The sequence below is a fragment of the Arthrobacter sp. StoSoilB5 genome (assembly GCF_019977235.1).
GTDB lineage: Bacteria > Actinomycetota > Actinomycetes > Actinomycetales > Micrococcaceae > Arthrobacter.
In genome coordinates this window covers 344,534-369,134 of sequence record NZ_AP024646.1, presented here as the reverse complement: position 1 = coordinate 369,134, position 24,601 = coordinate 344,534, and the positions used below count along the sequence as shown (strand labels likewise).

Here is a 24,601-nt window from a genome sequence, read left to right as displayed (position 1 = left end):
ATTAGCCTTTCGCGGCGGCGCCGGCAGGAGAAGTGGCCAGCCCGTGCCGCACGGCATCGGCCTCGTCCACGTCCTGCAGCGCGATGCCCTTGGTTTCCTTGAGCGAAACGACTGCGACGACGGTGATCGCGCAGGCGACGACGAGGTAGATCGCGGTGGGGAGCCATGAGCCGGTGTCCTTGAGCCACTGGGTAGCCAGGAGCGGAGCGAGGGAACCGGCGAAGATCGACGTGACCTGCGAGCCGAGCGACACACCCGAGTAGCGCATGCGGGTGGGGAAGAGCTCGGACATGATGGCTGGCTGCCCTGCGTACATGAAGGCGTGCAGGCACAGGCCGATGGTCACGGCGAGCACGATGATCACGGCGTTCCTGGTATCGAACATGGGGAAGGCGAAGAAGGGCCACGTCGCTCCGGCGATGGCGCCCACCAGGTACACGGGTTTGCGTCCCCAGGCGTCCACGAGCCTTCCAACCTGCGGGATGACCAGGAAGTGGATCACGTGCGCAATGAGCAATGCCAGCAGCAACGATGACGTGTCGTATTTGTGAACGCTCTTGAGGTAGACGATCGCGAAACTGACCACCAGGTAGTACATGATGTTCTCGGCGAAGCGGAGACCCATGGCCTGAAGGATGCCCTTGGGGTATTTGCGGATGACTTCGCCCACGCCGTAGCTGATGGCCTTCGATTCCTCCACCTGTGCCTTGGCTTCGAGGAAGATGGGCGCCTCGGTGACGTGGGTGCGGATGTAGTAGCCGACGAACACGATCACTGCGGACAGCCAGAATGCTACGCGCCAGCCCCAACCGAGGAAGGCTTCGCTGCTGAGGGTGGTGGACATGATGAACAGGACCAACGTGGCCAGGAGGTTGCCCACGGGTACTGCGGCCTGCGGCCAGGATGACCAGAAGCCGCGCGACTTGTTGGGGCTGTGTTCAGCTACGAGCAGCACAGCACCTCCCCATTCTCCACCGAGCGCGAAGCCCTGGATGAAGCGAAGCGCCACCAGCATGGCCGGCGCCCAATAACCCAGCTCGGCGAAGCCCGGGAGGCAGCCCATGAGGAACGTCGAGACGCCCACGATCACGATGGTCAGCTGGAGCGTGGGCTTGCGGCCGAGTTTGTCGCCGATCTGGCCGAACACGATTCCGCCGAGCGGGCGGGCTACGAAGCCAACCGCATAGGTCAGGAAGGCCTGGATGATTCCGTCCAGCTCGTTGCCGCTGCTTGGGAAGAAGTATTTGCCGAAAACCAGTGTTGCGGCGGTGGCGTACAGAAAGAACTCGTACCACTCCACCACCGTACCCACCATTGATGCGGCGACGATCTTCTTCAGGCCGGAGCCCTTGCCGGATTCTTTCCCGGCCCTTGATGTGGAGCGCTGCTCTACGCTCATATCCATCTCCTCAGTGTCCTCGTTGACCCTTTTGACAGTGCCCTATTGCGCGCTGTGATCCACAACACGGAATGCTCCACTGAGTATTACTGCAGATTCCTCGTGTCTCAATGACCAAAGAGGCACGAAGTATGTGCAAAATTGCAGATATGAATCCCAATCCGGACGATCTCCTGATACTTCTCGCCGTTTCACGCTCGGGAAAATTCACGACGGCGGCACAAGCCTTGGGACTGAACCACACCACCGTTTCGCGCAGGATAGCGGCGCTGGAAAAGGCACTGGGCGGGCGCGTCCTCGCGCGCGCCGCTGGCGGATGGGAAGTGACAGAGTTAGGCGCGGAGGCGGTCCTGGTCGCAGAGCGGATCGAAGCCGCGGTGGGCGCGCTGGGACCCAGCGACGGCGCACCCGACCCCATTACCGGCGTCGTACGCATGACCGCAACGGATGGCTTCAGCGCGTATATCGCGGCACCCGCAGTAGCCCGCTTGAGAAGGGAACATCCCGGGCTGAGCGTGGAGATCGTCACCGTGACGCGCCGGGCGTTGCAGCAGCGCTCGGGCCTGGACATCGAAGTGGTGGTGGGAACGCCGCAGGTTCACCGGGCAGAGGCGATCCAACTGGGCGAGTATCGGCTGGGGATGTATGCCTCGCGCGCATACCTGGCAGATAACGGGACGCCTTCCAGTATTGAGGAACTGACGCAGCACCAGCTGGTCTACTTTGTGGATTCCATGCTGCAGGTGGACGATCTCGACGCGCCGAGAAGGCTTGTCCCCTCCATGCGTGACGGCCTGAGCTCAACCAACGTTTTCGTGCATGTGGAAGCTACTCGAGCCGGAGCCGGCATCGGTTTCCTGCCTTGCTTCATGGCTGATCGCCACGCAGATTTGGTGCGGCTCCTGCCATCTGACTTCGCGGAGCTGCTCCCCTACTGGATGGTCCTCCGCCCGGATTCCATGCGCCGCCCCGCAGTGGCCGCCGTCGTACAGGCCCTGCGCGAGGAGACGGAGCGCCGCCGGGAGGAGCTACTGGGCGCGGGGTGAGAGGATTGCAGACATTTCCTGCAGGAGTAATGCGGACTTTAAAAATAGTTGGATTCCGCATCGCCAACACGGTGTAGCATCCGTGTACGGGCTACTGATGCCCGCGACGCTTTGGGGGAAGTATCATGTCATTCGTAAATGACGGTGCACCGCTCACCGCTTTTGGGATGGGCGCCTTTCCTTCGCCCGGCGCCCATCCACCCCACCCGCTCCGCACGCTTTGCGATGCACGCCGGTCACGTGTCCTATGGAAGGACAATCATGAGCCAAAACCCTAATCTCGCGCCTTATCCCCCATCCCCCGGTTATGGACAGCCACAACAAGTCGCCAAATCTTTCCTTGTGACCTGGTTGCTTTCCCTCCTCGTCGGCGTCTGGGGCATTGATCGGTTTTACCTCGGCAAGGTGGGAACCGGAATCCTCAAATTGCTCACTTTTGGTGGTCTAGGTATTTGGGCTCTCATCGACCTGATTCTGGTGCTGACGAACCATACGCGCGATAAGCGTGGGTTTCCGCTGGAGGGCTATGACAGGCACAAGAAAGTAGCCCTGATCGTCACCGGAGTGTTCGTGCTTCTAGGCATTATCACAAATGTCGCCTTTGCTGCGTCTAGTTCCAGGTCACTTCCAGTCGTGGCCACGTCGAAAAACTCGGCATCTCCATCTGCTCCGGCAGCCACTGCAGATAGCTCCGCAAAGGCCGAGGCGGACGCGTCCGCCAAAGCGAAATCAGAGGCTGATGCGGCGGCAAAAGCTGCGGCAGACGCTCAAGCCAAGGCAAAGGCCGACGCTGATGCGGCCGCCAAATCTGCCGCTGATGCTGCCGCCAAAGCAGAGGCTGACGCGGCCGCGAAGGCGAAGGCCGATGCAGATGCTGCTGCCAAGGCCGCCGCTGACGCCGCCGCCAAGGCCGCTGCAGGGACCGTGAGTCAGCAAAACGCTCTGCGGAAGGCTGGTAGTTACCTCCAATTCACAGCCTTCTCGTACCCCGGCCTCATTAAGCAATTGGAGTTTGAGAAGTACTCAACCGAAGACGCCACGTGGGCAGCCGACCGGGTGAAGGTCGATTGGAACGAGCAGGCAGCCAAGAAGGCCAAGAGCTACTTGGAGTTCACTTCATTCTCCCGCTCCGGGCTCATCGACCAATTGCTTTTTGAGGGCTTCACGCCGGAACAGGCTGAGTTCGGGGTAAGCCAGACCGGCCTCTAGCTTCACGGAAAGTCAATCCATTAGCGGCGAAGCCGCCGGCGGATCGTGCCGAACCGGTGTCCCGGCGGCGAAGGCCCGGACCTGGGCGTCGTTCCAGATATGTGCAGGAACGGCCCCGCCCAAGAGCTTGCGGGCCAGGGTTGGATCGTCGCCGAACGGCACGTGGCTGCCGGCCATGATCATGTTTCCGTAACGGCGGCCCTTGAGCATGGCGGGGTCCGCGATGATCATGGTGTGCTCGAAGGTGTCCGCGATGGTGGCAGCGTCAGCGCGTGCGTTCTTCAGGTCCGGGGCGTCGCCCGAGTTGACCACGTACAAGCCATCGGGTGCGAGAACGGCGTCGGCGTGGGCATTGAACTCACGGGTGGTGAGGGCGCGCGGCGTGAAGGCTCCCGCAAAGACGTCTCTGATGATGAGGTCCCGCGTACCAGGGGTCAGAGACTCAGTCACTGCCCGCGCTTCTCCCACGCGGATCCGCAGCAGCGGCGCCTTGGGCAGTTCGAACCAGCCACGGACGTAGTCGGCGAGCTTCCCATCGAGCTCCACCACCACTTGCCGCGCATCCGGGTACGCCGCGTTGAAGTATCGCGCCATGGAACAGGCTCCTCCGCCCAGATGCAGGGCACGGAGTTTTGGTCTGGCCTCCCGCGGCCACCTCGATTCCACCAGCGCAGCAATCCAGCGCATGTATTCGAAGTCGAGGAACAGTGGATCGGTGAGGTCAATGTGCGAACTCAGCACGCCATTGATCTTCAGGAGCCAGCCGTTGTTGTTGTCAGGATCGGGAATCAGTTCGCAGTCGCCGGTGTCGATGTAATAGACGCCTGCTGCCGGACCGTCAGGCCGGGTGCCGCGAGGCACCTCGATGACTCCCGCCGTCGACCTTCCCGCCCGGCCGGACTTGCTTGCTTTGCTGGATTTACCGGGTTTGGCCACTAAAACCGCCCTGCCTGAGTCATAGCACCAGCCTAGTAGAGGAGCGCATAATCGCCTTCCACGGGGAGCATTTACTAAGGATGCTTACCATTCGGGGCCTTTGGGCCATAAGATCTGATCATGGAAGCTTTGGGATCGGTTTGGGTGGAGGTGTTTACGGTCGCATTCGCCTGGCTGACCGTGGTCTGCCAACTGATTGCCCGGGTGCCCAAACCGCCCAGCCTCCTGGAGGAGCCCCTCGAGGACGAACACCCCGGCAACTCAGTACCGGCGGCGGTAGCGCGGCAAGGACGCCTACGCCATCTCCTGGCCAAGCCACGTGCAGCCAGGCGTCCCAGGCCACGCCACCATGAGCGGGCAACGCCCAACGCCTGACAGCTGGGCTTCCAGACGTTAAAGCCTTACGCCGGGACGCACCATCCGGTGTTCGGGCAGCGAGTACCATGACGGGTCGCAAAGCTGCCGCTTGCCGTCGGGCACGAAGCCGTTGCGGCGGTAGAAGGCCTGGGCCCGCGGATTATCGTCGAGGACCCACAGATATGCCGGACCATCACCCAGGAGCGCATTTAACAGCGCCTGGCCCACACCGCGGCCGTGAATCCGTTGGAGGGTGTAGAGCATGAACAGCTCCACGTCGCAGGGGCTGTCCTCGTCCCTTCCCGGTCCTGAAGCCGCAATTCCTACCAATTCACCATCAGGATCATGGGCCAGCATCCTTGGATGACCTGCCGCGATCGACGCCCTGTACCTCTCGATCCTGTCGGGCAGGGCAGCTTCCTGCTTCGCGAAAAATCCCGGCGGCAGCAGGTGCCCATAACTCTCCCGCCAGGACTGGATGTGCATGCGGGTCATGGCTTCGGCGTCGTCAACCACTGCCGGGCGAACTGTGAAATCCATCGGCTACCGCACTCTGGCGACAGCGAAACCGTCCCAGCCCTTGCTGCCCACAGTCTGGATTGCGGTGGCATCAAGGCGCGGATCCTGGCCCAGCATTTCCAAGGCCTTGACGATTCCCGGCGCGTTAACCTCGTCCCGCGCAGGCTCCAGGATGGAGCCGTCCCAAATGACGTTGTCGATCACGATCACCGTGCCTGAGTGGCCAAGACGGATCGCCCAGTCAAGGTAGTTGGCGTCGTTTTCCTTGTCCGCGTCGATGAACACAAAATCGAACGATTCCTCGCCTACCAGTGTGGGAAGAGTGTCCAAAGCAGGGCCTACCCTGATGTCCACTTTGTGTCCGACTCCTGCCGCGTCCACATTCGTCCGGGCGACGTCAGCGTGCTTCTGGAGGAACTCGCACGTCACCAGCCTGCCGTCGTCGGGAAGTCCCTGCGCCATCCAAATGCTGCTGAACCCGGCCAAAGTGCCAATCTCCAGAACGCGCCTTGCGCCGGACAGCTGCACAAGCATCCTGAGCAACTTCCCAGCATTCGGCGCGACTTCGATCTGCGGCATGTCCGCCTCGACTGCTGATGTCAGGGCGCGCTTATGGGCAGGATCAGGACGTACGACGACGTCAGTCAGGTAATGCTCGACGTCAACCCACCCTGGCTTGGCCACATGTTCAATCATGGCCCCCAGTCTTGCACTGGTCGCTGGCAGGGGAAAGAGCTATTCCGCGGTGGAGATGGCTTCTTCCAGGCGCTCTACCTTGCCGGTCAGTTCGCCGCTGTACCCGGGCCGGATGTCCGCTTTGATCACCAAAGACACGCGACTGCCGTAGCGGCCCACGGCCTCCGTAGCCCGCTTAACGACGTCAAAAACCTCGTCCCATTCGCCTTCAATCGTGGTGAACATGGAGTCCGTTTGGTTCGGCAGGCCGGACTCGCGGACGATCTTGACCGCGGCGGCCACGGCATCATGCACGGAGGCATCGGGGGTGGGTCCGCCGTTGATGGCGGATGCGGGCTGGCCTGAAGGGGCGACTGAGAATGCAAGCAACATGAAATCCAGTGTTTCACGTGCCGGTTTGTCACATAACGGCCTACTCCCGCGTAACAACGGGCCAGCCCCGGTCCGTTGCTACCCTGACAAGCATGGAACAGCCCTCCGAACGCAAGCCCCTCAGGGCAGACGCGGCACGAAATGTGGACAAAATCATCACCGCAGCCCGGCAGTGCTTCCGGGAACATGGCCCCGAAGTTCCCCTGCAAACCATCGCCGCCACGGCAGGAGTGGGTCCGGCTACGCTGTTCCGCAACTTCTCGGACAAAGAGCAATTAGTACTTGCGGCCTTGTCCCGCCAACTCCGCCAGCACGTGGATCCTGTTGCTGACGCATCCCTCGAAGGCATGGATGCCGCCGAGGGCCTCATCAAGGTCATCGACGCCGTCATGCAAGTGGCGAGCGAAGACGCCAACCTGCTTGACGCCGTCGCAGGCCGACGCGGACTCCTCATGGGTATCACCGGCGGCCTCATCGGCTCCATGGCGACGCTCTTGGAGCGCGGCCAAGGCCAGGGTTCACTGCGGCGCGACATCACCATCGAGGACATGGTCCGGCTCCTGGCCATGCTGATAGGCGCCGTGGACACCATGGAACCCGGTTCCGAAGCCTGGAAGCGTCCTGTAGCACTCATTGAAGACGCCATCCGGACCGAACGTCCGTCGCGCCCGCTCCCGGAACAATCACCCATCCCCGGCGTTACGCTCACGGACGAGGTTCTGTAGGACCTGACAGGCGTTTAGTGCGCTGGGAAGGAAGAACGCCATGACCGCTCCGCGGACCAGGGCCGGACTCTCCCTTGGGCCCATAGTTCTCTTTGGTGCGATCATTGCGCTGATTGTCGGGATACTGGGCATGCACGTCATGACCGGAACGCATTCCCTCCACGCGGCCGGCGCAGTCTCCAGTGCCGGCACGGATTCAGCAGCCCCCGGACGCTCCAGCCACGGAGGACACTCCAGCCACGGAGCCTCCTGGGAAGAGCCCACTACTCACAGTGCTCCACCCGTCACAACTCAGTGCTCCTGCTCGGGTAGCTGCTCCGCACAGCATGCCATGGGCGTCTCCTGCATCCCCTTGGCCGCGACGGGCACCCTTTCTGCGCCTGCGCCGGACAGTACACCCGCCGTCGCGCAACCGTACCTTGGCACGGCTGTCGCCGCTAGCGGCCTTTGGACCTACAGCCCCGGCAGTCCTTCGCCGGGTGACCTGTCAATCAGTAGAACGTAGGCGCAGCGCCGGAATCCCGGTCACACCCCTGCCCCACACCAAACTTTGCGGCGCCCTGTGCGCCCATTTCTTGAAGGACTTGATTCTATGAACACCAGGAAATTTCTGCCCATAGCCGCCACCACCGTCGCCGCGGCAATTGCACTTGCCGGATGCGCCAGCGGAGGCTCCGGCTCCTCCGGCACGTCCATGCCCGGGATGGATCATGGCACCTCGTCGAGCCCGGCCGCGGCATCAGACAAGAACGTCGCGTCGGACCATAACGCCGCGGATGTCATGTTCGCCCAGATAATGATTCCCCACCACGCCCAGGCGGTGGAGATGAGCGAAATGATCCTGAAGAAACAGGACATTCCCGCTGAGGTCACTTCATTGGCTACCCGGATCAAAGCCGCGCAGGGTCCGGAAATCGAGAAGATGACCGGCTGGCTGACGGGCTGGGGCGTGTCACCCCAAATGTCCTCGGGGCACAGCATGGACGGCATGATGGGCGCTGACGACATGGCGAAACTCGAGGCGGCCCAAGGCCTTGAAGCAGCGAAGCTCTTCCTGACACAAATGATCACCCACCATGAGGGTGCCGTGACAATGGCCAAGGCTGAGAGCAAGGACGGCAAGAACGCCCAGGCCCTGCAGCTCAGCAAGGACATCGTGAGCAGCCAGGAAGCGGAGATTCAGGAAATGAAGAACCTGCTGACCAGCCTCTAGACAGCATTCCCCCGGCGGCCCGCCGTTTATTGTGGGCCGCCGGCGGCCAATCTATACAGCCTGCGCCGAATCACGCCAAACCTGCTAGCCCCAGCCGAGCAGCCTCAACAGTGCTGCTGCGGCAGCACCCGAGATAACCACCACCAGGAACGGCGCGCGAAGCCAAAGAGCGACCGCGGCTGCCGCCAACGCACCAATCCGTGCGTCCAACACGAGCCCCTGTCCTGACGCGAGAGCGTTAACTACTGTCAGGGACGCCAGCAGCCCAATGGTCATGGTGCCTGCGATATGGATGATCCTCGGGCTCTGCAGCAGCTTGGCCGGGACAAAATAGCCCACCAGCTTGGTGAGGTAGGCAAGCGCGCAGGCGATGAGGATCCAGAGCCAAAGGTTCATTCGTTCCCCCTGATGCCAGTGTGATGATCTCTTTGCCCTTGCTTACGCTTTTCTGCGTACGGGTCTACGTCCGGCTCAAGTCCTTCATCCATGCGTGCATGGCTGAACCAACCGATCACACCAGCCACCAGCGCAGCCACCAGGATGGGAACTCCGGAGGGAACAAACGGCACGGCGAGAATCGTCGCAAGTGCACACGCCGCGGCGATGGCCCAGGGTTCGCGTCCCTTCAGACGCGGCCACAGCAATGCCAGGAACGCAGCAACCGCTGCACCGTCCAACCCCCACTGCTTGGGATCGCCCATGGCATCGCCGGCCAGCGCGCCAATGGCAGTGAAGATATTCCAGAGAATGAATATTCCGATGCCGGCAGTCCAAAAACCGCGGCGTTGTTCGTCGAGCTCCGACTGGCCGGACGCCGTTGCTGTTGACTCGTCAATGGTTAGGTGTGCTGAGATGTAGCGCCGCCATCCACGTGGACGCAGCATGGCGTTGATCTGCATGCCATAAATGCCGTTGCGCAGCCCGAGCAAAGCGCTGGCTGTCATGGCTGCTACGCCGGATCCACCACCGGCCACCACGCCGATGAATGCGAATTGCGAGCCCCCACTGAACAGCAAGAGGCTTAGCACCATTGTTTGCCAAAAATCGAAGCCGGATGCCACTGAAAGGGCGCCAAAGGACACCCCATAGAGTCCTGTGGCAATGCTCAGCGACAAGGCAATCTTGAAAGCTGGCGACTCCCTGAGTTTCGGGGGAACGGCTGAGCCTCCGCTCATTTCCGCAGGCTCCGGGACCACAAAATGAGTGGAACCTGAAGAGGCAGCCGAAGCGTGTGGATGCGTCGCTGGGCGGGTGTGCCGTCGGGACCATATGCACGGAGCAGGGCATCAATATGCCCTGCAAGGAATACAGTAAACATGGCTGTTGTGGCGTCGGCAGCCACTTTACGGGTGGCAGGAATGAGAAGCCCGAAGGCGGCAGTCGCCTCGAGCAGGCCACTGGAAGCGACCCATTCCTCACGGGACATGAGGGCAAGGGGACCATTCGGCTGGCCAGCCGGCTCGTCCCTGCGGCACAAGTAATCAGGTACCACCGGGTAGTAGAACCCTGGTGTACGGAAGTGCTTCATGGCACTGCCCAGGAGAAGTGCGCTCAGACCGATGGCAGAAGCGTTTTTGGTGGCACGGGCTGACCAGCGGAATGACATGAGACCACTCAATCACAAGCGCGGTGGTGCCCAAAGTTCGCTCCTACCTGCTGGGGACCTGGAGCTGGGCCAAGACCTGGGCGGGTCTGTTCGTGGTGATCTCATGGATGCCCAGGCCTTGGCACAGTGCCACGTCCTTCTCCGAGTCCACGGTCCAGACCCTGAATACCCTCCCGGATTCCAGCCAGCGTTGGACGTTGCGTGCGTGTTCCCTCACATAGTCGATTCCCGGTCCGGCAATTCCTACCTCACCGTGATCCAGGATGCGTTCGGCCTCCAACTGGGTTGCCTTCATGACGTTGGCCACCGCACCTGCCGTGATCGGCCCCAGGCCAAGCTCTTGCCGGAGCTCCTGGACCGAGAAGTTGTCCACCAACTGGCAAATGTGCTGGGCTGGGACCTTCTTCAGAAGGTGCTGGATCGAGTCGGAATCGAAGCTCATGAAGGAGACTTGAATGTTCTCCAGCCGGGACTCCCCCGGGGTCCAACCTTCACTGAGCAGCACGTCCAGGACCCGGTCCTCAAGGTTGAGCTGGTAGGGGCTGGGGTGCTTGAGCTCGATCGCCAAACCAATCTCGCGCCCGGCGCCACGCAGGATGTCCAGCAGTTCCGGCAAGGTAAGGAATTGATCAGCGATCCCGCCGTACGCATCGGGTATCCGGGCCCCCTTCCAGGAAGCGAAGTCCAGGGCCCGGAGTTCCTCGAGGGTTTTCTCCGAGACCGGTCCGGTGCCCGTGGAGGTACGGTCCAGATTGGAGTCGTGCAGCAAGACGACGTGCTGGTCCCGCGTCAAGTGGACGTCGCACTCAACACCGTCGGCACCGTCCGCTATCGCCTTGAGGTATGCCGCACGAGTGTGCTCTGCGAACGCAGCGCTGGCACCGCGGTGTGCGTAGACCTTGGGCCGGCGAGGGGCGAAATCGTCGCTAGTCATGCAGCCACGGTAGCCCACGCGGCTGCACGCACGGGGCTACGCTGGGCTAATGCAGGTGAACTCTGAACAAATCCCAGCCGAAGACGTCACCAACCACGCCCAACCAGCCCAAGCGGCAGCTTCCGGAGCTACCCAACCCGGGTCCGCCGGCGTCGGGCGTGCTGTGGGAGACGAGGAAAAGGCGGCGGCTCTGCGCCGCATGAAACGCCTGGCGTTGGCCCTATTGATAGGCATGGCCATTGTGTTCATGGTGGCCTTCGCTTTCCAGAAGCAGTACCTGTGGCTTGAGTATGTCAGGGCTGCGGCCGAGGGTGGCATGGTGGGTGCGTTGGCCGACTGGTTCGCTGTGACGGCACTGTTCAAGTACCCCATGGGCTTGAAGATTCCGCATACAGCCATCATTCCGCGCCGCAAAGACCAGATCGGCGAATCGCTGAGTGAATTTGTGGAGAGCAACTTCCTGTCCCAGGAGGTTGTGCAGGACAAGTTGGCGAGCATTGATATTGCCCGCAAGGCCGGCCGTTGGCTATCCGAACCGGGAGGCGCCGAACGGGTGGCCAAGGATGGCGGCGCGATGATCCGCGGCGCGTTCACCGTGCTGAATGACGACGACGTGCAGGCAGTGATCGAGGGCATGGTCCGCAAGCACCTGCTCACCCCGCCGTGGGGACCGCCCGTGGGACGGATGGCGGAGCGGATCTTCGCTGACGGCCATCACCACAAGCTGGTGGACCTGTTGGTTGATCGTGCGGCCGATTGGATGGACGCCAACCACGCAACGGTAAACAGGCTGGTTTCGGACCGCTCGCCCGTGTGGGTGCCGACATTCGTGGATGGATTGGTGAGCGACAAGGTCTACGTCGAACTGCTGAAGTTCGTACGGGCAGTACAAAGCGACCAGAATCATCAGGTACGGAAATCGATCGATGCCTACCTGACGGACCTGGCCCAGGACCTGCAGCATGATCCGGCCATGATCGAGCGCGCCGAAACCATCAAGGCCCAGATCCTGGGCGATCCGGAAGTGCGGGAACTGGCATCCCGCACATGGGGAACGGTCAAGAACGCGCTGCTCACCGCCGTCGACGATCCCGACAGTGAACTCAGCCAGCGTTTCAAGGGCGCCGTCCGCGACTTCGGTTCACGGTTGGTCAACGACGCCGAACTGGCCGGCAAGGTCAACGCCTGGATTGGCGACGCCGCGGGCTACCTGGTCAACACTTACCGCTCGGACATTGCAGGCGTCATCTCGGACACCGTTGCGCGCTGGGATGCCGAGGAAACCTCGCAGAAGATCGAGCTGCAGGTGGGCAAGGACCTCCAGTACATCCGCATCAACGGAACCGTTGTGGGTGCCCTGGCCGGGCTCGCGATTTTCACGGTGGCGCACCTGCTGTTTGGCTAGTGCGGTCAGTGACGCACGCGGCGGCCGGCTCGTGCCGCGAAGTCGTCCAGCGCGTCGATGATGTCCCGTGCAAGCCATACGCTGATGCCTCGCACTTTCCCGGCGGGAGTAAGGACGCCGGCCGCTTCCAGCCGCTGCACTGCCCTGTACGCCGTTGCCTGCGAGACCTTGGCGTAATCGGCTGCCATCTCAGCGGTGATTGCAGGCTCGCGAGGCAAGAGCTCAAGGACTTTAAGCACCGATTCCTGAGCTGATCCGATCTTTGCGAGGAACTCCTTTTGGGCAGCCCGGATGTCCTCCGCCAGCAATCGGCCGTTTTCCACCGCGAGCATGGAAGACTCGGCAAAACGCTCAATGATGGGCAGGATGTTTCCCTGACGGTAGTCACCCAAAGCGTCGAAGTAGAGCCGGGTATTGGTCAGCAGCCCGGAAGAAACAGGGATGGTTACCTTTTCCGTTACCCCTTTAGCGCGGAGCAAGGCGCTGACGATCGCCCTACCCGTGCGGCCGTTGCCGTCCGCAAAAGGGTGGATGGTTTCGAACTGTGCATGTGCCAAGGCGGCTTGCGTCAGGGCGGGGATGTCATCTCTGCGCATGAACTCCACCAGGTCTTCCATCGCTGCCATAACACGGCCGTGATGGGGCGGCACGAACTCCGCTGAGTGAGGTGAGTTGCCCCGGATCCAGACCTGGCTGGCCCGGTATTCCCCGGCTATGACTTGGTCGGAGGACGCCAGGAGGGTGTGATGCATGTCGCCGATATTCTGGACGCTGAGCTCTTCAGACAAGGCAATTGCAGCCTCCATGGCATCCACATTGGACGCAATCAGTGCAGCGTTAGGACTCGAGCGATCGCCTAATTGCGCCAGCACAATCTCCCGCGCACCGGCTGTAAGGTTCTCGATCTGGGAACTCGATGCCGACTCGCTTCGGAGCAGCAATGCTGCGAACGGCGCAGAGTCCTGTCCCAGCTCGGCGTCGAACCGGACCATTTCCACAGTGGCTGCCTCAACAAGCGACTGGGTCCGGGAATCAACGTGAGGATCGATGCCGGCAATTTCTGCCGGGATGGCAGCTTCGTAGGGGCCGCGGGCCAGGAGCCGTTGACGCCTGGACGTTCCCGGTTCTGCATCCGCGGCCCAAGGATGCAGTTCGTAGCTGATTGACGGCCATGCAGGCACACTGCCCATGACTCTCCTTGAGAAGATCGATAGTCCATTTTCTCATATTTTGCCATTGATGAGAAAATCGAGCTATTTAATTCTCACGATTGAACGCCAGTGAGAAAAACGGTCTTCTCACATCACCCCAGCAAATGAACCATCTGTCCCGGACGCGCTTGCCCCAGCAGGTCCAGGTCTTCGTCGCGAACAACTGCGATCACTGGGGACCCGCTCGTCGCCCGGTGGCCGGCTAGCGCAATGACAGGAAAGCCCGACGGCGGCAAAAGGACCGAGCCCGACAGCAACGGTTGGGGCTGGGGTGCTGGAGTCCGGGCCGGCTCAGTCGCACCAGCCAGCTCAAGCGGCCTACCGACAAGCCGGGCACCGACTCGGTCCGATTCCGGTGAGAGGACCCACGGTTCGCTGGTCAGCCGAAGCCAAGTGCCGACGTCGTAATTGTGGGCTTGCGGACCGCGTTCCACCCTGGCGACCACCGGACGTTCGGGGTCCGGGGCGCGGCGCGCAGCGTGGTTCTCCACCGGGATATTGTGGCCGTGGGAGCGTCCGAACGTCAGTGTGCCGCCAGCGCGCAGGGGCTCCGACCGAGGATCAATGCCTCCCTGAACCGCCAGGTAATACCGGATCCCGAAGAGCGCCGGCCCAAACTCCAGCACCGCTCCGGGGCTGACGCGAACGGCTTTGTTGAAAGGGAGTTCGGAGCCGTTGAGCTTGACCAGGCCTTCTGCGCCGGTGACAGCCAGGGCCGAGGCCGTGACAAAACGGAGACGCAGGCCACCCAAAAGTATCTCGAGGCCGCCCGCAGATTCAGGGTTTCCCAGCAGCGCATTGGCGAGGTGCAGGGAAGCACGGTCCAAAACCTGCTCAGGTGCAAGGGCCAGGGTCAAGGGGCCTGGATCAACTGCGACGGCACCCATCAAACCTCCTCATGAACCTCTTGCTCAAGGCACGTTGCACGCAAGCTAGGCGAACGCATCAATCTCCACCCCCGCCTCCTCCAAGCCTGCGCGAACGGCCGCGGCCATGTTCACAGCTCCCGGAGTATCGCCATGGATGCAGAGGGAATCGGCGCTGACCGGGACAACTGTTCCGTCCACGGCGACCACTTCCTTACGGGTCGCGAGGCGAACAGCCTGGGCGACCACTGCGGCGGGATCGTGCAGCACGGCGCCTTCCTCGGGTCGCGGGACCAGTGTGCCGTCAGGAAGGTACGCCCTGTCCACGAATGCTTCCCTGAATACGGGGTGTCCGGATTCCTCGGCCAGTTTCAGCCACGCCGAGCCCGGCAACCCCAACACCGGCAGCCCGGGATCGTAGGCATGGACGGCGGCAACCACGGCCTCGGCCTGGTCCGGGTCGTGGACGATCCTGTTGTACAGGGCACCGTGCGGTTTGACGTAATCCACGGACGCTCCCACGGCGTGGGCCATGCCGTCCAGGGCGCCGAGTTGGTACAGGACATCGCCGAACAGTTCGTCGAACGTCATGTCCAATGAGCGCCGGCCGAAGCCGGCAAGGTCCCGGTAACCTACGTGCGCTCCGACGCGAACGTCCAGTTCGAACGCGGCACGGCAGCTGTCCAGCATGGTCAGGGGGTCTCCTGCGTGGAAGCCGCAGGCCACGTTGGCGCTGCTCACGATGCGGAACATCGAGGCGTCGTCGCCCATGGTCCAGGAGCCGAACGACTCCCCCAGATCAGCGTTGAGGTCCACTGTTACCGCCTTCCAGCGTCAGATTGATTGTGTCGTTGGTGGGCGCGTCTGCGAGCAGTTCGCCAGGGATCGTATCGGGCAGTGGACCAAAGGCTTCCTTGGCAGTTGCAACAACGGCGCGGCCCATCATCAGGTTGCCCGCGCCACCCACCACTGCACCCACGCCAAACGGCAGGGCTCGTCCCAGGAACGCGGAGCCTTGCCGCTTCAGGAGATTCTTCAGGAACGCGCGTTGGATGGCATCGCGAATGACGCCAAAGCCACTGCCGGGAATCTTCTTGGTGAGCGTCGTGCCCCAGGCATTGGTCACGCCCTTTCCTCGCCCCAGGGACTGGCCACTGAGGGCACCCAGCAGAGACGTGCCTTCCTCGCCCAGCATGATGGCCATGACCATCGTCCTTGCCCGTTCCGGGTCTGTTAGCCGGATGCCGTGGAGCTCCGCCAGCGTCGAAGCGTACAGCGCCGTGGTCTCCAGGAACCCGACGGTAGCGAGGGCAGAGAGTCCCAGCGAAGCTGCGGTTCCGATACCAGGCACGACGGCGGTAGCCCCCACAGCGGCTCCCCCGCCTGTGATTGCGCCCAGGTAATGGCGCTCCAGTTTCGCGGCGAGCTGCGCGGGTGTTGCCTTTGGATGCCTGCGCTGCATTCTGCGCAGGTTTGCCAGGACAAGTGGCCGCTGGATTTCGACGGCGCGCAGCAAGACATTGTGTACGCCCGGCTTGGTGTTGCCTTGGGCGTCGAATACTGCGTTATGAGCTGTCTCTTGGGCGATTTTCACCGCCGGGTTGGGTCGCTTGGGCATCTTCACCTCTGCATGGCAGTTGGTCGTTTCGCGGAGAACTACTGCGTTCAGCCTATGCCACTGCCAGCTTGGTATGGCCCGTTGAGAGGCCCGTTCTGCGCGTTTTTGGGTGACGATTCAGCGCGGAGCGGACCTCTCAACAGAGCCGACCCGGCGTAGACTTGGTGCACTCACGGAAGCAGTCCAAGCACGGACAGGGAGTATCCGTAATGAACGCAAACGACCAGACAGAACACATCATCCGGCACCACACCGACGCTCCCGCAGAGGGAGAAACGGAGGGCTGGGTTTCGCACGATACCGGCATCCACAGCCAGGATCCTGCCGAAGGTCCGGACATCGACGACGCCCCACCGTCGGGTGCTTCGTAACTCCGGTCCCTCCGGCGCTTACAGCTGGTCGCCGCGCGTAAGGGGCGGGGCGCCCTGCTGAACCCGTGCGGTCATTTCGGGGCGGGGCCCGTGGTGTTGCGGATGACCAGATGCGGTGTTCGCACAAGATGCGCGGGCGGCGTCGAGCCTTCCAAGCGATCGACGGCGCGGTCCACGGCGGCTCGTGCCAACACCGGGGCATCCTGGCTGACGGACGTCAACTGGACGTAGCTAAGGCGGGCGAATTGGCTATCGTCGTAGCCCAGGACGGACACGTCCTCGGGGACCCGGAGGCCTGCTGCCCGGAAGCTTTCCCAGATGCCCAAGGCACAGCGATCGTTGAACGCAACGACGGCGGTGGGCAGGTTCTCCAGAAGCTCACCACCAGCGCGCAGGCCGTCTTCTTCGGTTGCGCCACCGGGAATTACCCGCGGTTCAAGCCCGCGGCTGGCCATTTCTACACGGAAGGCTTCACGCCGTTGCGGGCCAGAGACGGCGTCGCCGCCATCGACGTGGGCGATTTTCCGGTGTCCCAGCGAGGTGAGATATTCAAGCGCCATGCGGATACCGGCGTCGTCATCGCTGCTGACAGAGTCCAGGGATCCACCGACGTCGTCCCGGAGAAGGGAAACGACCGGGAGCCTTGCGGCGTAACCGGCCAACTCCTCCTCCCCCAGTGTTGGAGAAATCATGATGAGGGCTTCACAGCCCAAATCCAGGAGAGACTCCACGGCCCGCGATTCCGGCCGGCCGTTGGCTACTGCGCTCAGCGCGATGTCGTACCCCCGCAAGGTAGCTCCGGCGTAAGCGGCATCGACGATTTCGGCGTGGAACGGGTGCGACGTGGAAAAGCTGACGCCTAAGAGCCTCGTCCGGCTGCTGCGGAGGAGCCGTGCGCGGCTGTCGGGACGGTAGCCGAGTTCCTTGGCCGCCTTCTGGACCCTGAGGCGCGTGGCTTCCGAGGCTCCAGGGGCGTCCCTCATCACGATGGAGACGAGGGCGCGGGAAACTCCGGCTGCGTCAGCCACGTCCATCAAAGTGGGACGTTTTCCCATCATTGCCCTCCTTTGCCCGCAGCCAGTCTATAGAACGATCTATGAGGAAGGCGGTGGGAGGTGCTGCAATCCCGGACATGCGGCCGGCCGCGACTCAGACGACCGACCGCACTAGCCCGGTTATCGCAGTGACGGCGCCCCGGGTGGGCCCCAGAACCCACCACATCCATCACTGCTAACTCAGCGTTGTCCGCGGACATGCGCCGAAAAGGGCAACGGCACACTACGCGGTACAACGACTTGGGCACTGGATATGTGCTTTGACCTGCGCAAACGTGACGCGGGGTTAATTAAAAAGTTTTGGCACCGTCGCTAGCGTCCACGGCGCCCAGCCTCCTTGAACCTTAAAGGTTGCCGCAACGGCGACATTCTTGGCCTCGTCAGCGCACTAAACAGATGTTGGAACGAGCACCGGATGCGCGGCAGGAGCCACATATGAACTCTCTCAACCAGGTATCGGCGATATTGGCCGCTATGCCACTTGCCGACGCGCCCGATATCCATCTTCTGTTCATGGCAGTCCTGGTTTTCTTTGCGGGCATTGTTGGCGTTGGCAGCGTCCTGCTGCTCCTCCTCCTGGCGCCGCTTATCAGGCTGGCCTTAGGGCGTCACCTCCCTCATGCACGGCCTGGCGTGGCGCCATCTGAGCCGACTAAGCCGGACACCACCTAGAACGATCTAGACGTCTGCATGCCGATCATGCAACCATTGGTTCACTAGAACGATCTAGACGCGTGAATCGAGGAACAACAATGACGTACCTTCAGCACCCGGTCATCGAGGACCGGCCAGTCCGCATCGCCGTGATCGGCGCCGGATGGATCGGCGCATTCCACGCCGAATCCATCGCCCGACGAATCCCGAACGCCCAGCTGGAAGCCATCGCTGATCCGGTCCTACCTGCCCTGGAAGCCTTGGCAAGCCGCCTCGGCGTCAGCAAAATCAGCACCGATGTTGCCGACGTCCTTGCCGATCCGGACGTGGATGCAGTGCTTATCGCCACTCCCCTGCGGTTCCATTCCGAGCTGATCGCCGCTGCCGCCAAAGCCGGTAAGGACGTGTTCTGCGAGAAGCCCGGCGGGCGGACCATCGCCGAACTCGACTCTGCCATTGAAGCGGCGGCAAGTGCCGGCGTCGTACTCCGTTTCGGCTTTAACCGCCGCTACTCCACGGACTTCGCCGCGGCCCGGAAGCTGATCGACGACGGCGTAGTCGGAGTTCCGCAGCTACTCCGCTCCCTGACCCGGGACCCCGGCACGGAAGCCGGGATCAGCAAACCCGGAGCGGATCGCCCCCGGTACCATCTTCCTGGAGACCCTCATCCACGATTTCGACACCCTTAATTGGCTGAATGCCGGCTCGGTACCCGTGAAAGTACACGCCGTCGCGGATGCTTTGGTTGCTCCAGAAGCCAAGGCCGCCGGCCTCCTGGACACCGCGGTGGTCACTGTCACCTACAGCAACGGCGCCATCGCTGTCGCGGAAGCCAACTTCAACGCCCTCTACGGCTACGACGTCCGCGGCGAAGTGTTCGGCTCTGCCGGCATGGTCACCGCCGGAAGCCCGCAGGCCAGCAACGCCACGAGCTATACGGCTACCGGCATCGGGTCAGCCACCTCGCGCCTGAACATCGATCTCTTCCACGACGCATACACAGCAGAGCTCGCCCACTTCGCGGACGACGTCGCCGCGCGCCGCGGCTTTGGGGGCGAGCGCCCGACGGCGGCAAACCCACCCGGCGCTGTTGCTGCTCCCGGTGGCGTGGACGCGCGCAATGCCCTGGCCGTTGCCTTGGCTGCGTTCACGTCGGCCCGGACGGGGCTGCCTGTTGACGTGTCCTCAATCGCCAATCTGCGTCCAGCCGAAACGGATGCAACAGCGCAGCTTCAGGCGGCAGGGCAGGGAGCATGAGCTTCCGCTTGGCTGTCTGCGCGGAGATGGTCTATGGCGAGCTGCCGCTGATCGATCGTGTGCGGAGGATCGACGGGCTGGGCTTCGAGGTGGAACTGTGGGATACCCGTGGCCGGGACATCGCAGCGCTCGCAGCAACCGGCGCCAGGTTCTCTTCCATGAGTGGCTACTTCGGCGGCAGCGTCATTGATCCCGCCACTGCCCATGAAGTCCTGGCCTCCGCAGAAAAGTTGATCCCCACGGCACTGGAGCTCGGTGTCGAGCGCATGGTGGTTCATCCCGCCGAACTCGGTGAGGGCGGGCGGGCCGTTCGCCCGGTCCAGCGGTCCACCGGTGAGATGTGGCTGACCGGCCTGCGAACCTTGGAACAGCTGGCTGAACTGGGCCAAAGGCACAGCATCGTGTTTGCCCTGGAAAACCTGAATACGATCCTGGACCACCCCGGCATTCCCCTGGCGCGCGCCAAGGACACACTCGCCTTGGTCGAGGCCGTCAACCATCCCAACGTGAAGATGATGCTGGACCTCTATCACGCACAAATCGGCGAAGGGAACCTGATCGAACTTGTCCGGGCAGCCCAACCATTTACCGGTGAGATCCAGGTAGCAGACGTGCCCGGTCGCTTCGAACCGGGCACTGGCGAGATCAACTATCCCGCCATCGCAAAGGCGCTGCGCGGCGTCGGGTACACGGGAGTGATCGGCATGGAAGCGAGTGCGGTCGGTGGCCAAGGCATCGAGGCAGGCGACGCCGCCCTGGCAGCCTTCCGCGCCGCGTTCTCCTAGCCCGCGCCGCCCAACTCCCGCGCCGCCCAACTGAGGGACAGCACATGTCGCAACGGCTGCTCATAGCGACATGTGCTGTCCCCTACTTGGGTCAGTACTTGATGGTTTCCATGCGGCCACTGCGGAGTGAGATTACAGCAGCCTCGGCTATGGCCTGGGCCTTGAGTCCGTCTTCCAGCGAGGGCACCGAATCCGAACCTCCCTGCAAGGAAGAGGCGAAGGCGGCGAGGGCTGCCGCGTACGTTGGCTGCACGCGTTCGAACCAGCCGGGGTGCAGCCCGTCGTCCACAACCGAGCCACCGCTGTATCGGGAAACTGCACCGTTCCTGTGGCGGCGGGCCTCTACCATCCCTGTGGAGCCCATGATTTCGATGCGTTCGTCGTATCCATAACCAGTGCGGCGAACGGAGTCGATCTGCACCAAAGCACCTCCGGGCAGCCGCAACGTGACCGCGGAGGTGTCGACGTCGTCGTACTTCACGATGCCGGGCTCCGCTAAGGCCGAACCCGTGGCGAAGACCTCTACGGGGTCCAAGCCACTGAGCCAGCGCGCGAGATCGAAGAAATGTACGGTCTGGTCGCGCATCTGACCGCCTGAGGTGGCGATGTAGGACAGCGGAGGCATGGACGGGCCACGCGACGTCAGCTGGATCAGTTCCACTTTGCCGATCTGGCCTGAATCCACCACGCGTTTGAGCTCGGCATAATCGCGATCGAAGCGGCGGTTGAAGTCGACCATCACAGGAACGCCGGCATCCTGCGCGAACGCAGCGACGTCCCGGGCATGGTTAAGGTCCAAGTCGATCGGCTTCTCGCAGAGCACCGCGATCCCAGCGGCGGCAGCACGGCGGAGATGCCCGGCGTGGGTGTCCGTGGAGGAGGCGATGAAGACGGCGTCAATCGCCGAGGCATCGAAGACTTCATCCAGGGTCGCGGCCACAGCAGCCCCCTGCACGGCCGCCAGGGTCTGCGCGCGTTGCTGGTCGACGTCGTAGACGAGCCGGAAATCGATGCCGGGATGGGCGGCGAGGTTGGTGGCGTGGACGGAGCCGATGAACCCGGCTCCGATGAGCGCGAAACGGAGCATGATCACACTGCTGCTTTCTCTGCGAGGGTACCGGGCACTTTCCACGCGGAGTCCTCGTGGTGGGAGGCGGCCACGGCCTCGACGAATTGGACGCCGATCAGACCATCGATGCCGGTAGGGAATGAGAGCTCGCGCCCGGGCAGCGCCAAGCCATCCCGACGCGCGCGTAGGGCCTCGGCGAGGTCGGAATAGAAGTTGGCGAAAGCTTCAAGGAAGCCCTCCGGATGGCCCAGACCGACCCGCGTGAGCCGGGAGGCGTCGTCGTGGAGGGTGCCAAGGCCGTGCGTAAGGATGGTCGTAACCCCGGCAAGGTCCTGGACTTTGAGGTGGTGCGGATCCTCGTGCTGCCACTCGAGGCTGCCCTGATCCCCGTAAAGACGGATGCGTAGCCCGTGGTTGTGGCCGGTGGCGGCCATGCTGGCCCAAACGCGCGCGGGGACGCCCCCGGACATCTCCAACTCCACCGTTGCGTGGTCGAATACCCGACGTCCTGGAACCAGCGTTTTCAGGCGGCCGGAGAGGCGCTCCGCTTCCAGCCCGGTGATGTAGCGAAGCAGGTGGAAGGCATGCGTGCCAAGGTCTCCGACGACGCTCGGGAACCCGGCGATGTCAGGATTGGTACGCCAGAGGGCCTGCTTGTGGCCGGAGTCCTCCAAGGGCGTGGCCGCCCAGCCGGATGCGTGCTCGACGTCGGCAAACCGGATGGTGCCCAGTTCACCATTGCGGACCATGCGGGCAGCATGGCGAACCATCGCGTAGGCCGAATAGCAGTGCGGAACGGCGAGAATGGCGTCGTTTTCCGCAGCGATCCGGACCAGTGCGGCCGCTGTGGTTGAGTCCCTGGTCAGCGGCTTCTCGCACACCACCGAGATGCCCGCTTCGAGGAAGGTGCTGGCGATCTCGAAGTGGCTGTCGTTGGGAGTCGCCACCACCACGACGTCCACGCCGTCTTCCCGCGCCGACTCTGCCGCTGCCATTTCACGGTAGTCCGCATAGTTTCGGTCCTCAGGAACTCCCAGCTCGACGGCGATCGCCCGCGAAGCGCTGGCATCCCGGCCAAAGACTCCTGACTGCAGCTCGAAATGGTCATCCAAGCGCATGGCGTAGCGATGCGTCCTGCCAATATCCGCGCCAGCGCCTCCTCCGACCATGCCAGCGATCAGACGCCGCGTATTGGGTGCACTCATGGAGATCCTCTTTGATGTTTTGGAATTTACTTGGACCGGTCCATAATGGAGTCTGGGAAGGGACGGCGTCAAGCCCTCTAAGCTTGGAACGAACCTGACAGACCGGAACGAGACCCATGCCTGATGCACCATCCCCGGCCGGCGCGCCGGGCACCAAACCAACCATTCGCGACGTCGCAAGCGCCGCGGGCGTTTCCAAGTCCCTGGTCTCCCTCGTCCTACAGGGCTCAGCCAACGTCAGTGAGAGCCGCCGTCGTGCCGTCATGGAAGCCATGGAGCAGCTGGGTTACAGGCCCAACCGACTGGCCCAACGACTTTCCGGGCCGCGCAGCGGAACCATCGGAGTGATGCTCAATGACATCCGGAATCCGTGGTTCGTGGAACTTCTCGAAGGACTCACGGCCGCCCTGCACTCCGCGGGCGTTTCACCAGTCCTGGCCGATTCGTACACTGACCAGCGGGTGGGCCGAAGTTCGGTGGAGACACTCCTGGAGCAACGCGTCGACGGCATGGTGGTAGTGGGCACCACCAATGAATCCGCAGCGATCCAAAATGCTGCCCGAAACATCCCCGTGGTCCTTGCAGGGACCCGCGAACCGGTACTGGCCGGCGTCGACATCGTGGTCAATGATGACGACGCCGGGGCGCGGCAGGCGAGCGAACACCTCATCTCACTGGGTCACCGGCGCATTGCCCACCTTCAGGGGCCGGGCGAGGTTGGGAGGCTGCGGCGGGCCTCGTTCGAACGCACTATGCGCGACGCTGGCCTTGAACCGATCGTCGTAGCGGGCGGAGGCCTCACGGAGGAAAGCGCCTACAGTACAGCAAGCCGTTTGCTTGCCGACCCGGAGAGGCCCACTGCGATCTTCGCGTACAACGACGTCGCGTGCATCGGCGCGCTGTCAGCAGCAGACGACCTTGGACTTTCCGTCCCCCACGACCTTTCACTGGTGGGCTATGACAACACCTACCTGGCCAAAATCCGGCATCTGTCGCTGACTTCCGTGGACAACGGAAATCTCGCCGTGGGCGTGGAGGCCGGCAAGTTCATCCTGGAACGGCTCACCGCTCCAGATCTCCCGGCACGACTCCACCTGGTGCCATCACAGCTCCAGGTCCGTGGTTCGAGCGGGCAGGCTCCGGCGTCCGGCTAACAACGGTTTCGCCCCGCCCACGTTCCCGCAGCAGCAGCACCCCGGCATTGGCGGCCACGATCAGCCCGATCCCCACCCACTGCCCCGCAGCCAGGTCCTGGTGCAGGATCACGGCGCCGATGACCGCGGCAAACACCGGGTTGATGCTCATGAGCACGCCGAACATGTTTGCGGGGACGCGCCGCAGTGCGATCAGATCGGCAACGTACGGCAGCACAGAAGCGAAGATTCCTGCCGCCACGGCGCAGAGAACCGCCAAGCCATCCACTGGTTGGCTGATGAAAATCACGACGGCGACAGGCAGGAACAGCGTTGCCGAAGCCCCCGTAGCGGCTGCCGTCCCTTGAATGCCTTGGACTCGCTGGCCCACGGTCCGATTAAGGAGGATGTAGGCAGCCCAGCTGCAGGCGGCAATGAGCCCCAAACCGATGCCTACCACGTCTATGGATGACTCCGGCCGGGTGATGGCGAGGACGCCCAACGCCGCAACCACGGCGCAGAGCGCACTGCTCCTTCGTCGCGAGCTGATTAAGGCCACGGCCAGGGGCCCAAGGAACTCCAGGGTGACGGCAAGCCCCAGGCCAATCCGCTGGACAGACGCATACAGTCCGAGATTCATGGTGCCGAAGGACACTGCTAGGAGAAGGACAGGCCACCATTGCCGCCAACTCAATTCCCGCAGCCGGGGCCGGACGATAGGCAACAACACAGCGGCCGCCACAAGCTGCCGAACCGCCACCACGCCCACGGGTCCCATGACAGGAAACGCAAACGAGGCCGTGGCGGCACCGAGCTGGTTGGAAAGCGCACTCGCCAGGAGGGTGGCCGCGCCACCGGCCTTCCGGGACGGCCTTACTCCCGCTGCATTGGTATCCATCATGGGGAAATTCTGCGCTTGGCCGCTGTTTTCACTAAATGCACGGACGCGGCTATTTATAC

Annotated in this window: 30 protein-coding genes; 13 read left to right on the top strand and 17 right to left on the bottom strand. The window is 62.9% G+C overall.

Annotated elements, in window-relative coordinates; all coding sequences use genetic code 11:
* Position 1: 1 nt before the first annotated feature.
* Positions 2–1,399: an MFS transporter gene (locus tag LDN75_RS01835; RefSeq protein WP_223935499.1), complete on the bottom strand. Its 1,398-nt coding sequence runs from the start codon at positions 1,397–1,399 to the stop codon at positions 2–4.
* Positions 1,400–1,548: 149 nt separating this feature from the next.
* Here LDN75_RS01835 and LDN75_RS01830 point away from each other — a divergent pair, with 149 nt between their 5' ends.
* Both LDN75_RS01830 and LDN75_RS01825 read left to right on the top strand, forming a co-directional pair.
* The gene (locus LDN75_RS01830) at positions 1,549–2,445 is read left to right on the top strand and encodes a LysR family transcriptional regulator (RefSeq protein ID WP_223935498.1); all 897 of its coding nucleotides are present in this window, start codon (positions 1,549–1,551) and stop codon (positions 2,443–2,445) included.
* A gap of 261 nt (positions 2,446–2,706) precedes the next feature.
* On the top strand, positions 2,707–3,654 hold the full coding sequence (locus LDN75_RS01825; protein ID WP_223935497.1) for an Ltp family lipoprotein: 948 nt from the start codon (positions 2,707–2,709) through the stop codon (positions 3,652–3,654).
* Between the two features lie 12 nt (positions 3,655–3,666).
* On the opposite strand, the gene LDN75_RS01820 is transcribed toward LDN75_RS01825, so the two are convergent.
* Positions 3,667–4,515: a fused MFS/spermidine synthase gene (locus tag LDN75_RS01820; RefSeq protein WP_223937455.1), complete on the bottom strand. Its 849-nt coding sequence runs from the start codon at positions 4,513–4,515 to the stop codon at positions 3,667–3,669.
* Positions 4,516–4,710: 195 nt separating this feature from the next.
* On the opposite strand from LDN75_RS01820, the gene LDN75_RS01815 reads away from it, so the two are divergent.
* The gene (locus LDN75_RS01815; RefSeq protein WP_223935496.1) at positions 4,711–4,965 is read left to right on the top strand and encodes a hypothetical protein; all 255 of its coding nucleotides are present in this window, start codon (positions 4,711–4,713) and stop codon (positions 4,963–4,965) included.
* A gap of 18 nt (positions 4,966–4,983) precedes the next feature.
* On the opposite strand, the gene LDN75_RS01810 is transcribed toward LDN75_RS01815, so the two are convergent.
* Genes LDN75_RS01810 through LDN75_RS01800 form a run of 3 tightly spaced genes read right to left on the bottom strand, consistent with a single transcriptional unit; the run spans position 4,984 to position 6,534 of the window.
* Positions 4,984–5,487, bottom strand: a complete 504-nt coding sequence (locus tag LDN75_RS01810) for a GNAT family N-acetyltransferase (RefSeq protein ID WP_223935495.1) — start codon at positions 5,485–5,487, stop codon at positions 4,984–4,986.
* 3 nt (positions 5,488–5,490) lie between these two features.
* Positions 5,491–6,162, bottom strand: coding sequence for an O-methyltransferase (locus LDN75_RS01805; RefSeq protein WP_223935494.1), 672 nt, complete (start codon positions 6,160–6,162; stop codon positions 5,491–5,493).
* Positions 6,163–6,201: 39 nt separating this feature from the next.
* Positions 6,202–6,534 (bottom strand): thiamine-binding protein, encoded by a 333-nt coding sequence (locus tag LDN75_RS01800; RefSeq protein WP_223935493.1) that lies wholly within the window; start codon positions 6,532–6,534, stop codon positions 6,202–6,204.
* 92 nt (positions 6,535–6,626) lie between these two features.
* Here LDN75_RS01800 and LDN75_RS01795 point away from each other — a divergent pair, with 92 nt between their 5' ends.
* The 3 genes from LDN75_RS01795 to LDN75_RS01785 all read left to right on the top strand — a co-directional run bounded on the left by LDN75_RS01795 (position 6,627) and on the right by LDN75_RS01785 (position 8,472).
* On the top strand, positions 6,627–7,259 hold the full coding sequence (locus tag LDN75_RS01795; protein ID WP_223935492.1) for a TetR/AcrR family transcriptional regulator: 633 nt from the start codon (positions 6,627–6,629) through the stop codon (positions 7,257–7,259).
* A 40-nt stretch (positions 7,260–7,299) separates the two neighbouring features.
* Positions 7,300–7,764 (top strand): hypothetical protein, encoded by a 465-nt coding sequence (locus LDN75_RS01790; protein WP_223935491.1) that lies wholly within the window; start codon positions 7,300–7,302, stop codon positions 7,762–7,764.
* 87 nt (positions 7,765–7,851) lie between these two features.
* Positions 7,852–8,472 carry a DUF305 domain-containing protein gene (locus LDN75_RS01785; RefSeq protein ID WP_223935490.1) on the top strand — a complete coding sequence of 207 codons (621 nt, stop codon included), beginning with the start codon at positions 7,852–7,854 and terminating at the stop codon, positions 8,470–8,472.
* 84 nt (positions 8,473–8,556) lie between these two features.
* Here the strand turns inward: LDN75_RS01785 and LDN75_RS01780 are convergent, their stop codons facing one another.
* From LDN75_RS01780 to LDN75_RS01765, 4 genes are read right to left on the bottom strand one after another with little or no spacing between them, the layout of a single operon-like run.
* On the bottom strand, positions 8,557–8,868 hold the full coding sequence (locus LDN75_RS01780) for an AzlD domain-containing protein (RefSeq protein WP_223935489.1): 312 nt from the start codon (positions 8,866–8,868) through the stop codon (positions 8,557–8,559).
* On the bottom strand, positions 8,865–9,647 hold the full coding sequence (locus LDN75_RS01775; protein WP_223935488.1) for an AzlC family ABC transporter permease: 783 nt from the start codon (positions 9,645–9,647) through the stop codon (positions 8,865–8,867). The genes LDN75_RS01780 and LDN75_RS01775 overlap by 4 nt, the downstream gene beginning before the upstream one ends.
* Positions 9,644–10,078, bottom strand: a complete 435-nt coding sequence (locus LDN75_RS01770) for a hypothetical protein (RefSeq protein ID WP_223935487.1) — start codon at positions 10,076–10,078, stop codon at positions 9,644–9,646. The genes LDN75_RS01775 and LDN75_RS01770 overlap by 4 nt, the downstream gene beginning before the upstream one ends.
* A gap of 43 nt (positions 10,079–10,121) precedes the next feature.
* Positions 10,122–11,012, bottom strand: a complete 891-nt coding sequence (locus LDN75_RS01765; protein WP_223935486.1) for a glycerophosphodiester phosphodiesterase family protein — start codon at positions 11,010–11,012, stop codon at positions 10,122–10,124.
* Positions 11,013–11,061: 49 nt separating this feature from the next.
* On the opposite strand from LDN75_RS01765, the gene LDN75_RS01760 reads away from it, so the two are divergent.
* Positions 11,062–12,417 (top strand): DUF445 family protein, encoded by a 1,356-nt coding sequence (locus tag LDN75_RS01760; protein WP_223935485.1) that lies wholly within the window; start codon positions 11,062–11,064, stop codon positions 12,415–12,417.
* A gap of 5 nt (positions 12,418–12,422) precedes the next feature.
* Here LDN75_RS01760 and LDN75_RS01755 read toward each other — a convergent pair whose 3' ends face one another.
* The 4 genes from LDN75_RS01755 to LDN75_RS01740 form a co-directional block, all read right to left on the bottom strand.
* Complete coding sequence (locus tag LDN75_RS01755) at positions 12,423–13,607, bottom strand: Fic family protein (RefSeq protein ID WP_223935484.1); 1,185 nt, start codon at positions 13,605–13,607, stop codon at positions 12,423–12,425.
* Positions 13,608–13,720: 113 nt separating this feature from the next.
* A complete protein-coding gene (locus LDN75_RS01750; RefSeq protein ID WP_223935483.1) occupies positions 13,721–14,515 on the bottom strand; it encodes a biotin-dependent carboxyltransferase family protein in 795 nt (264 codons plus the stop codon).
* Positions 14,516–14,560: 45 nt separating this feature from the next.
* Entirely contained in the window at positions 14,561–15,310 is a 750-nt protein-coding gene (locus LDN75_RS01745) for a 5-oxoprolinase subunit PxpA (protein WP_223935482.1), read from the bottom strand.
* Positions 15,294–16,112: a hypothetical protein gene (locus tag LDN75_RS01740; RefSeq protein ID WP_223935481.1), complete on the bottom strand. Its 819-nt coding sequence runs from the start codon at positions 16,110–16,112 to the stop codon at positions 15,294–15,296. The genes LDN75_RS01745 and LDN75_RS01740 overlap by 17 nt, the downstream gene beginning before the upstream one ends.
* A gap of 209 nt (positions 16,113–16,321) precedes the next feature.
* Here LDN75_RS01740 and LDN75_RS01735 point away from each other — a divergent pair, with 209 nt between their 5' ends.
* Entirely contained in the window at positions 16,322–16,483 is a 162-nt protein-coding gene (locus tag LDN75_RS01735) for a hypothetical protein (protein ID WP_223935480.1), read from the top strand.
* 71 nt (positions 16,484–16,554) lie between these two features.
* Here the strand turns inward: LDN75_RS01735 and LDN75_RS01730 are convergent, their stop codons facing one another.
* Positions 16,555–17,541: a LacI family DNA-binding transcriptional regulator gene (locus tag LDN75_RS01730; protein WP_223935479.1), complete on the bottom strand. Its 987-nt coding sequence runs from the start codon at positions 17,539–17,541 to the stop codon at positions 16,555–16,557.
* A gap of 432 nt (positions 17,542–17,973) precedes the next feature.
* Here LDN75_RS01730 and LDN75_RS01725 point away from each other — a divergent pair, with 432 nt between their 5' ends.
* The 4 genes from LDN75_RS01725 to LDN75_RS01715 all read left to right on the top strand — a co-directional run bounded on the left by LDN75_RS01725 (position 17,974) and on the right by LDN75_RS01715 (position 20,234).
* On the top strand, positions 17,974–18,210 hold the full coding sequence (locus LDN75_RS01725; protein ID WP_223935478.1) for a hypothetical protein: 237 nt from the start codon (positions 17,974–17,976) through the stop codon (positions 18,208–18,210).
* A gap of 80 nt (positions 18,211–18,290) precedes the next feature.
* Positions 18,291–18,881, top strand: coding sequence for a Gfo/Idh/MocA family oxidoreductase (locus tag LDN75_RS24255; RefSeq protein ID WP_346347157.1), 591 nt, complete (start codon positions 18,291–18,293; stop codon positions 18,879–18,881).
* On the top strand, positions 18,826–19,449 hold the full coding sequence (locus LDN75_RS24250; RefSeq protein ID WP_346347172.1) for a Gfo/Idh/MocA family oxidoreductase: 624 nt from the start codon (positions 18,826–18,828) through the stop codon (positions 19,447–19,449). The genes LDN75_RS24255 and LDN75_RS24250 overlap by 56 nt, the downstream gene beginning before the upstream one ends.
* The gene (locus LDN75_RS01715) at positions 19,446–20,234 is read left to right on the top strand and encodes a TIM barrel protein (RefSeq protein ID WP_223935477.1); all 789 of its coding nucleotides are present in this window, start codon (positions 19,446–19,448) and stop codon (positions 20,232–20,234) included. Before LDN75_RS24250 ends, LDN75_RS01715 begins: the two co-directional genes overlap by 4 nt.
* A 91-nt stretch (positions 20,235–20,325) precedes the next feature.
* On the opposite strand, the gene LDN75_RS01710 is transcribed toward LDN75_RS01715, so the two are convergent.
* Positions 20,326–21,321, bottom strand: a complete 996-nt coding sequence (locus LDN75_RS01710) for a Gfo/Idh/MocA family oxidoreductase (protein ID WP_223935476.1) — start codon at positions 21,319–21,321, stop codon at positions 20,326–20,328.
* 2 nt (positions 21,322–21,323) lie between these two features.
* On the bottom strand, positions 21,324–22,508 hold the full coding sequence (locus LDN75_RS01705) for a Gfo/Idh/MocA family oxidoreductase (RefSeq protein ID WP_223935475.1): 1,185 nt from the start codon (positions 22,506–22,508) through the stop codon (positions 21,324–21,326).
* A 116-nt stretch (positions 22,509–22,624) separates the two neighbouring features.
* Between LDN75_RS01705 and LDN75_RS01700 the strand changes: the two genes are divergently transcribed.
* A complete protein-coding gene (locus LDN75_RS01700) occupies positions 22,625–23,662 on the top strand; it encodes a LacI family DNA-binding transcriptional regulator (RefSeq protein ID WP_223935474.1) in 1,038 nt (345 codons plus the stop codon).
* Here LDN75_RS01700 and LDN75_RS01695 read toward each other — a convergent pair.
* Entirely contained in the window at positions 23,571–24,542 is a 972-nt protein-coding gene (locus LDN75_RS01695) for an EamA family transporter (RefSeq protein WP_223935473.1), read from the bottom strand. The genes LDN75_RS01700 and LDN75_RS01695 overlap by 92 nt on opposite strands.
* Positions 24,543–24,601 lie beyond the last annotated feature (59 nt).

Excerpts from the sequence above, each read along its gene's own strand:
- LDN75_RS01835 (WP_223935499.1), bottom strand. The coding sequence starts at position 1,399 with ATGAGCGTAGAGCAGCGCTCCACATCAAGGGCCGGGAAAGAATCCGGC.
- LDN75_RS01830 (WP_223935498.1), top strand. The coding sequence starts at position 1,549 with ATGAATCCCAATCCGGACGATCTCCTGATACTTCTCGCCGTTTCACGC.
- LDN75_RS01825 (WP_223935497.1), top strand. The coding sequence starts at position 2,707 with ATGAGCCAAAACCCTAATCTCGCGCCTTATCCCCCATCCCCCGGTTAT.
- LDN75_RS01815 (WP_223935496.1), top strand. The coding sequence starts at position 4,711 with ATGGAAGCTTTGGGATCGGTTTGGGTGGAGGTGTTTACGGTCGCATTC.
- LDN75_RS01810 (WP_223935495.1), bottom strand. The coding sequence starts at position 5,487 with ATGGATTTCACAGTTCGCCCGGCAGTGGTTGACGACGCCGAAGCCATG.
- LDN75_RS01805 (WP_223935494.1), bottom strand. The coding sequence starts at position 6,162 with ATGATTGAACATGTGGCCAAGCCAGGGTGGGTTGACGTCGAGCATTAC.
- LDN75_RS01800 (WP_223935493.1), bottom strand. The coding sequence starts at position 6,534 with ATGTTGCTTGCATTCTCAGTCGCCCCTTCAGGCCAGCCCGCATCCGCC.
- LDN75_RS01795 (WP_223935492.1), top strand. The coding sequence starts at position 6,627 with ATGGAACAGCCCTCCGAACGCAAGCCCCTCAGGGCAGACGCGGCACGA.
- LDN75_RS01790 (WP_223935491.1), top strand. The coding sequence starts at position 7,300 with ATGACCGCTCCGCGGACCAGGGCCGGACTCTCCCTTGGGCCCATAGTT.
- LDN75_RS01785 (WP_223935490.1), top strand. The coding sequence starts at position 7,852 with ATGAACACCAGGAAATTTCTGCCCATAGCCGCCACCACCGTCGCCGCG.
- LDN75_RS01780 (WP_223935489.1), bottom strand. The coding sequence starts at position 8,868 with ATGAACCTTTGGCTCTGGATCCTCATCGCCTGCGCGCTTGCCTACCTC.
- LDN75_RS01775 (WP_223935488.1), bottom strand. The coding sequence starts at position 9,647 with ATGAGCGGAGGCTCAGCCGTTCCCCCGAAACTCAGGGAGTCGCCAGCT.
- LDN75_RS01770 (WP_223935487.1), bottom strand. The coding sequence starts at position 10,078 with ATGTCATTCCGCTGGTCAGCCCGTGCCACCAAAAACGCTTCTGCCATC.
- LDN75_RS01765 (WP_223935486.1), bottom strand. The coding sequence starts at position 11,012 with ATGACTAGCGACGATTTCGCCCCTCGCCGGCCCAAGGTCTACGCACAC.
- LDN75_RS01760 (WP_223935485.1), top strand. The coding sequence starts at position 11,062 with ATGCAGGTGAACTCTGAACAAATCCCAGCCGAAGACGTCACCAACCAC.
- LDN75_RS01755 (WP_223935484.1), bottom strand. The coding sequence starts at position 13,607 with ATGGGCAGTGTGCCTGCATGGCCGTCAATCAGCTACGAACTGCATCCT.
- LDN75_RS01750 (WP_223935483.1), bottom strand. The coding sequence starts at position 14,515 with ATGGGTGCCGTCGCAGTTGATCCAGGCCCCTTGACCCTGGCCCTTGCA.
- LDN75_RS01740 (WP_223935481.1), bottom strand. The coding sequence starts at position 16,112 with ATGCCCAAGCGACCCAACCCGGCGGTGAAAATCGCCCAAGAGACAGCT.
- LDN75_RS01735 (WP_223935480.1), top strand. The coding sequence starts at position 16,322 with ATGAACGCAAACGACCAGACAGAACACATCATCCGGCACCACACCGAC.
- LDN75_RS01730 (WP_223935479.1), bottom strand. The coding sequence starts at position 17,541 with ATGATGGGAAAACGTCCCACTTTGATGGACGTGGCTGACGCAGCCGGA.
- LDN75_RS01725 (WP_223935478.1), top strand. The coding sequence starts at position 17,974 with ATGAACTCTCTCAACCAGGTATCGGCGATATTGGCCGCTATGCCACTT.
- LDN75_RS24255 (WP_346347157.1), top strand. The coding sequence starts at position 18,291 with ATGACGTACCTTCAGCACCCGGTCATCGAGGACCGGCCAGTCCGCATC.
- LDN75_RS01715 (WP_223935477.1), top strand. The coding sequence starts at position 19,446 with ATGAGCTTCCGCTTGGCTGTCTGCGCGGAGATGGTCTATGGCGAGCTG.
- LDN75_RS01710 (WP_223935476.1), bottom strand. The coding sequence starts at position 21,321 with ATGCTCCGTTTCGCGCTCATCGGAGCCGGGTTCATCGGCTCCGTCCAC.
- LDN75_RS01705 (WP_223935475.1), bottom strand. The coding sequence starts at position 22,508 with ATGAGTGCACCCAATACGCGGCGTCTGATCGCTGGCATGGTCGGAGGA.
- LDN75_RS01700 (WP_223935474.1), top strand. The coding sequence starts at position 22,625 with ATGCCTGATGCACCATCCCCGGCCGGCGCGCCGGGCACCAAACCAACC.
- LDN75_RS01695 (WP_223935473.1), bottom strand. The coding sequence starts at position 24,542 with ATGATGGATACCAATGCAGCGGGAGTAAGGCCGTCCCGGAAGGCCGGT.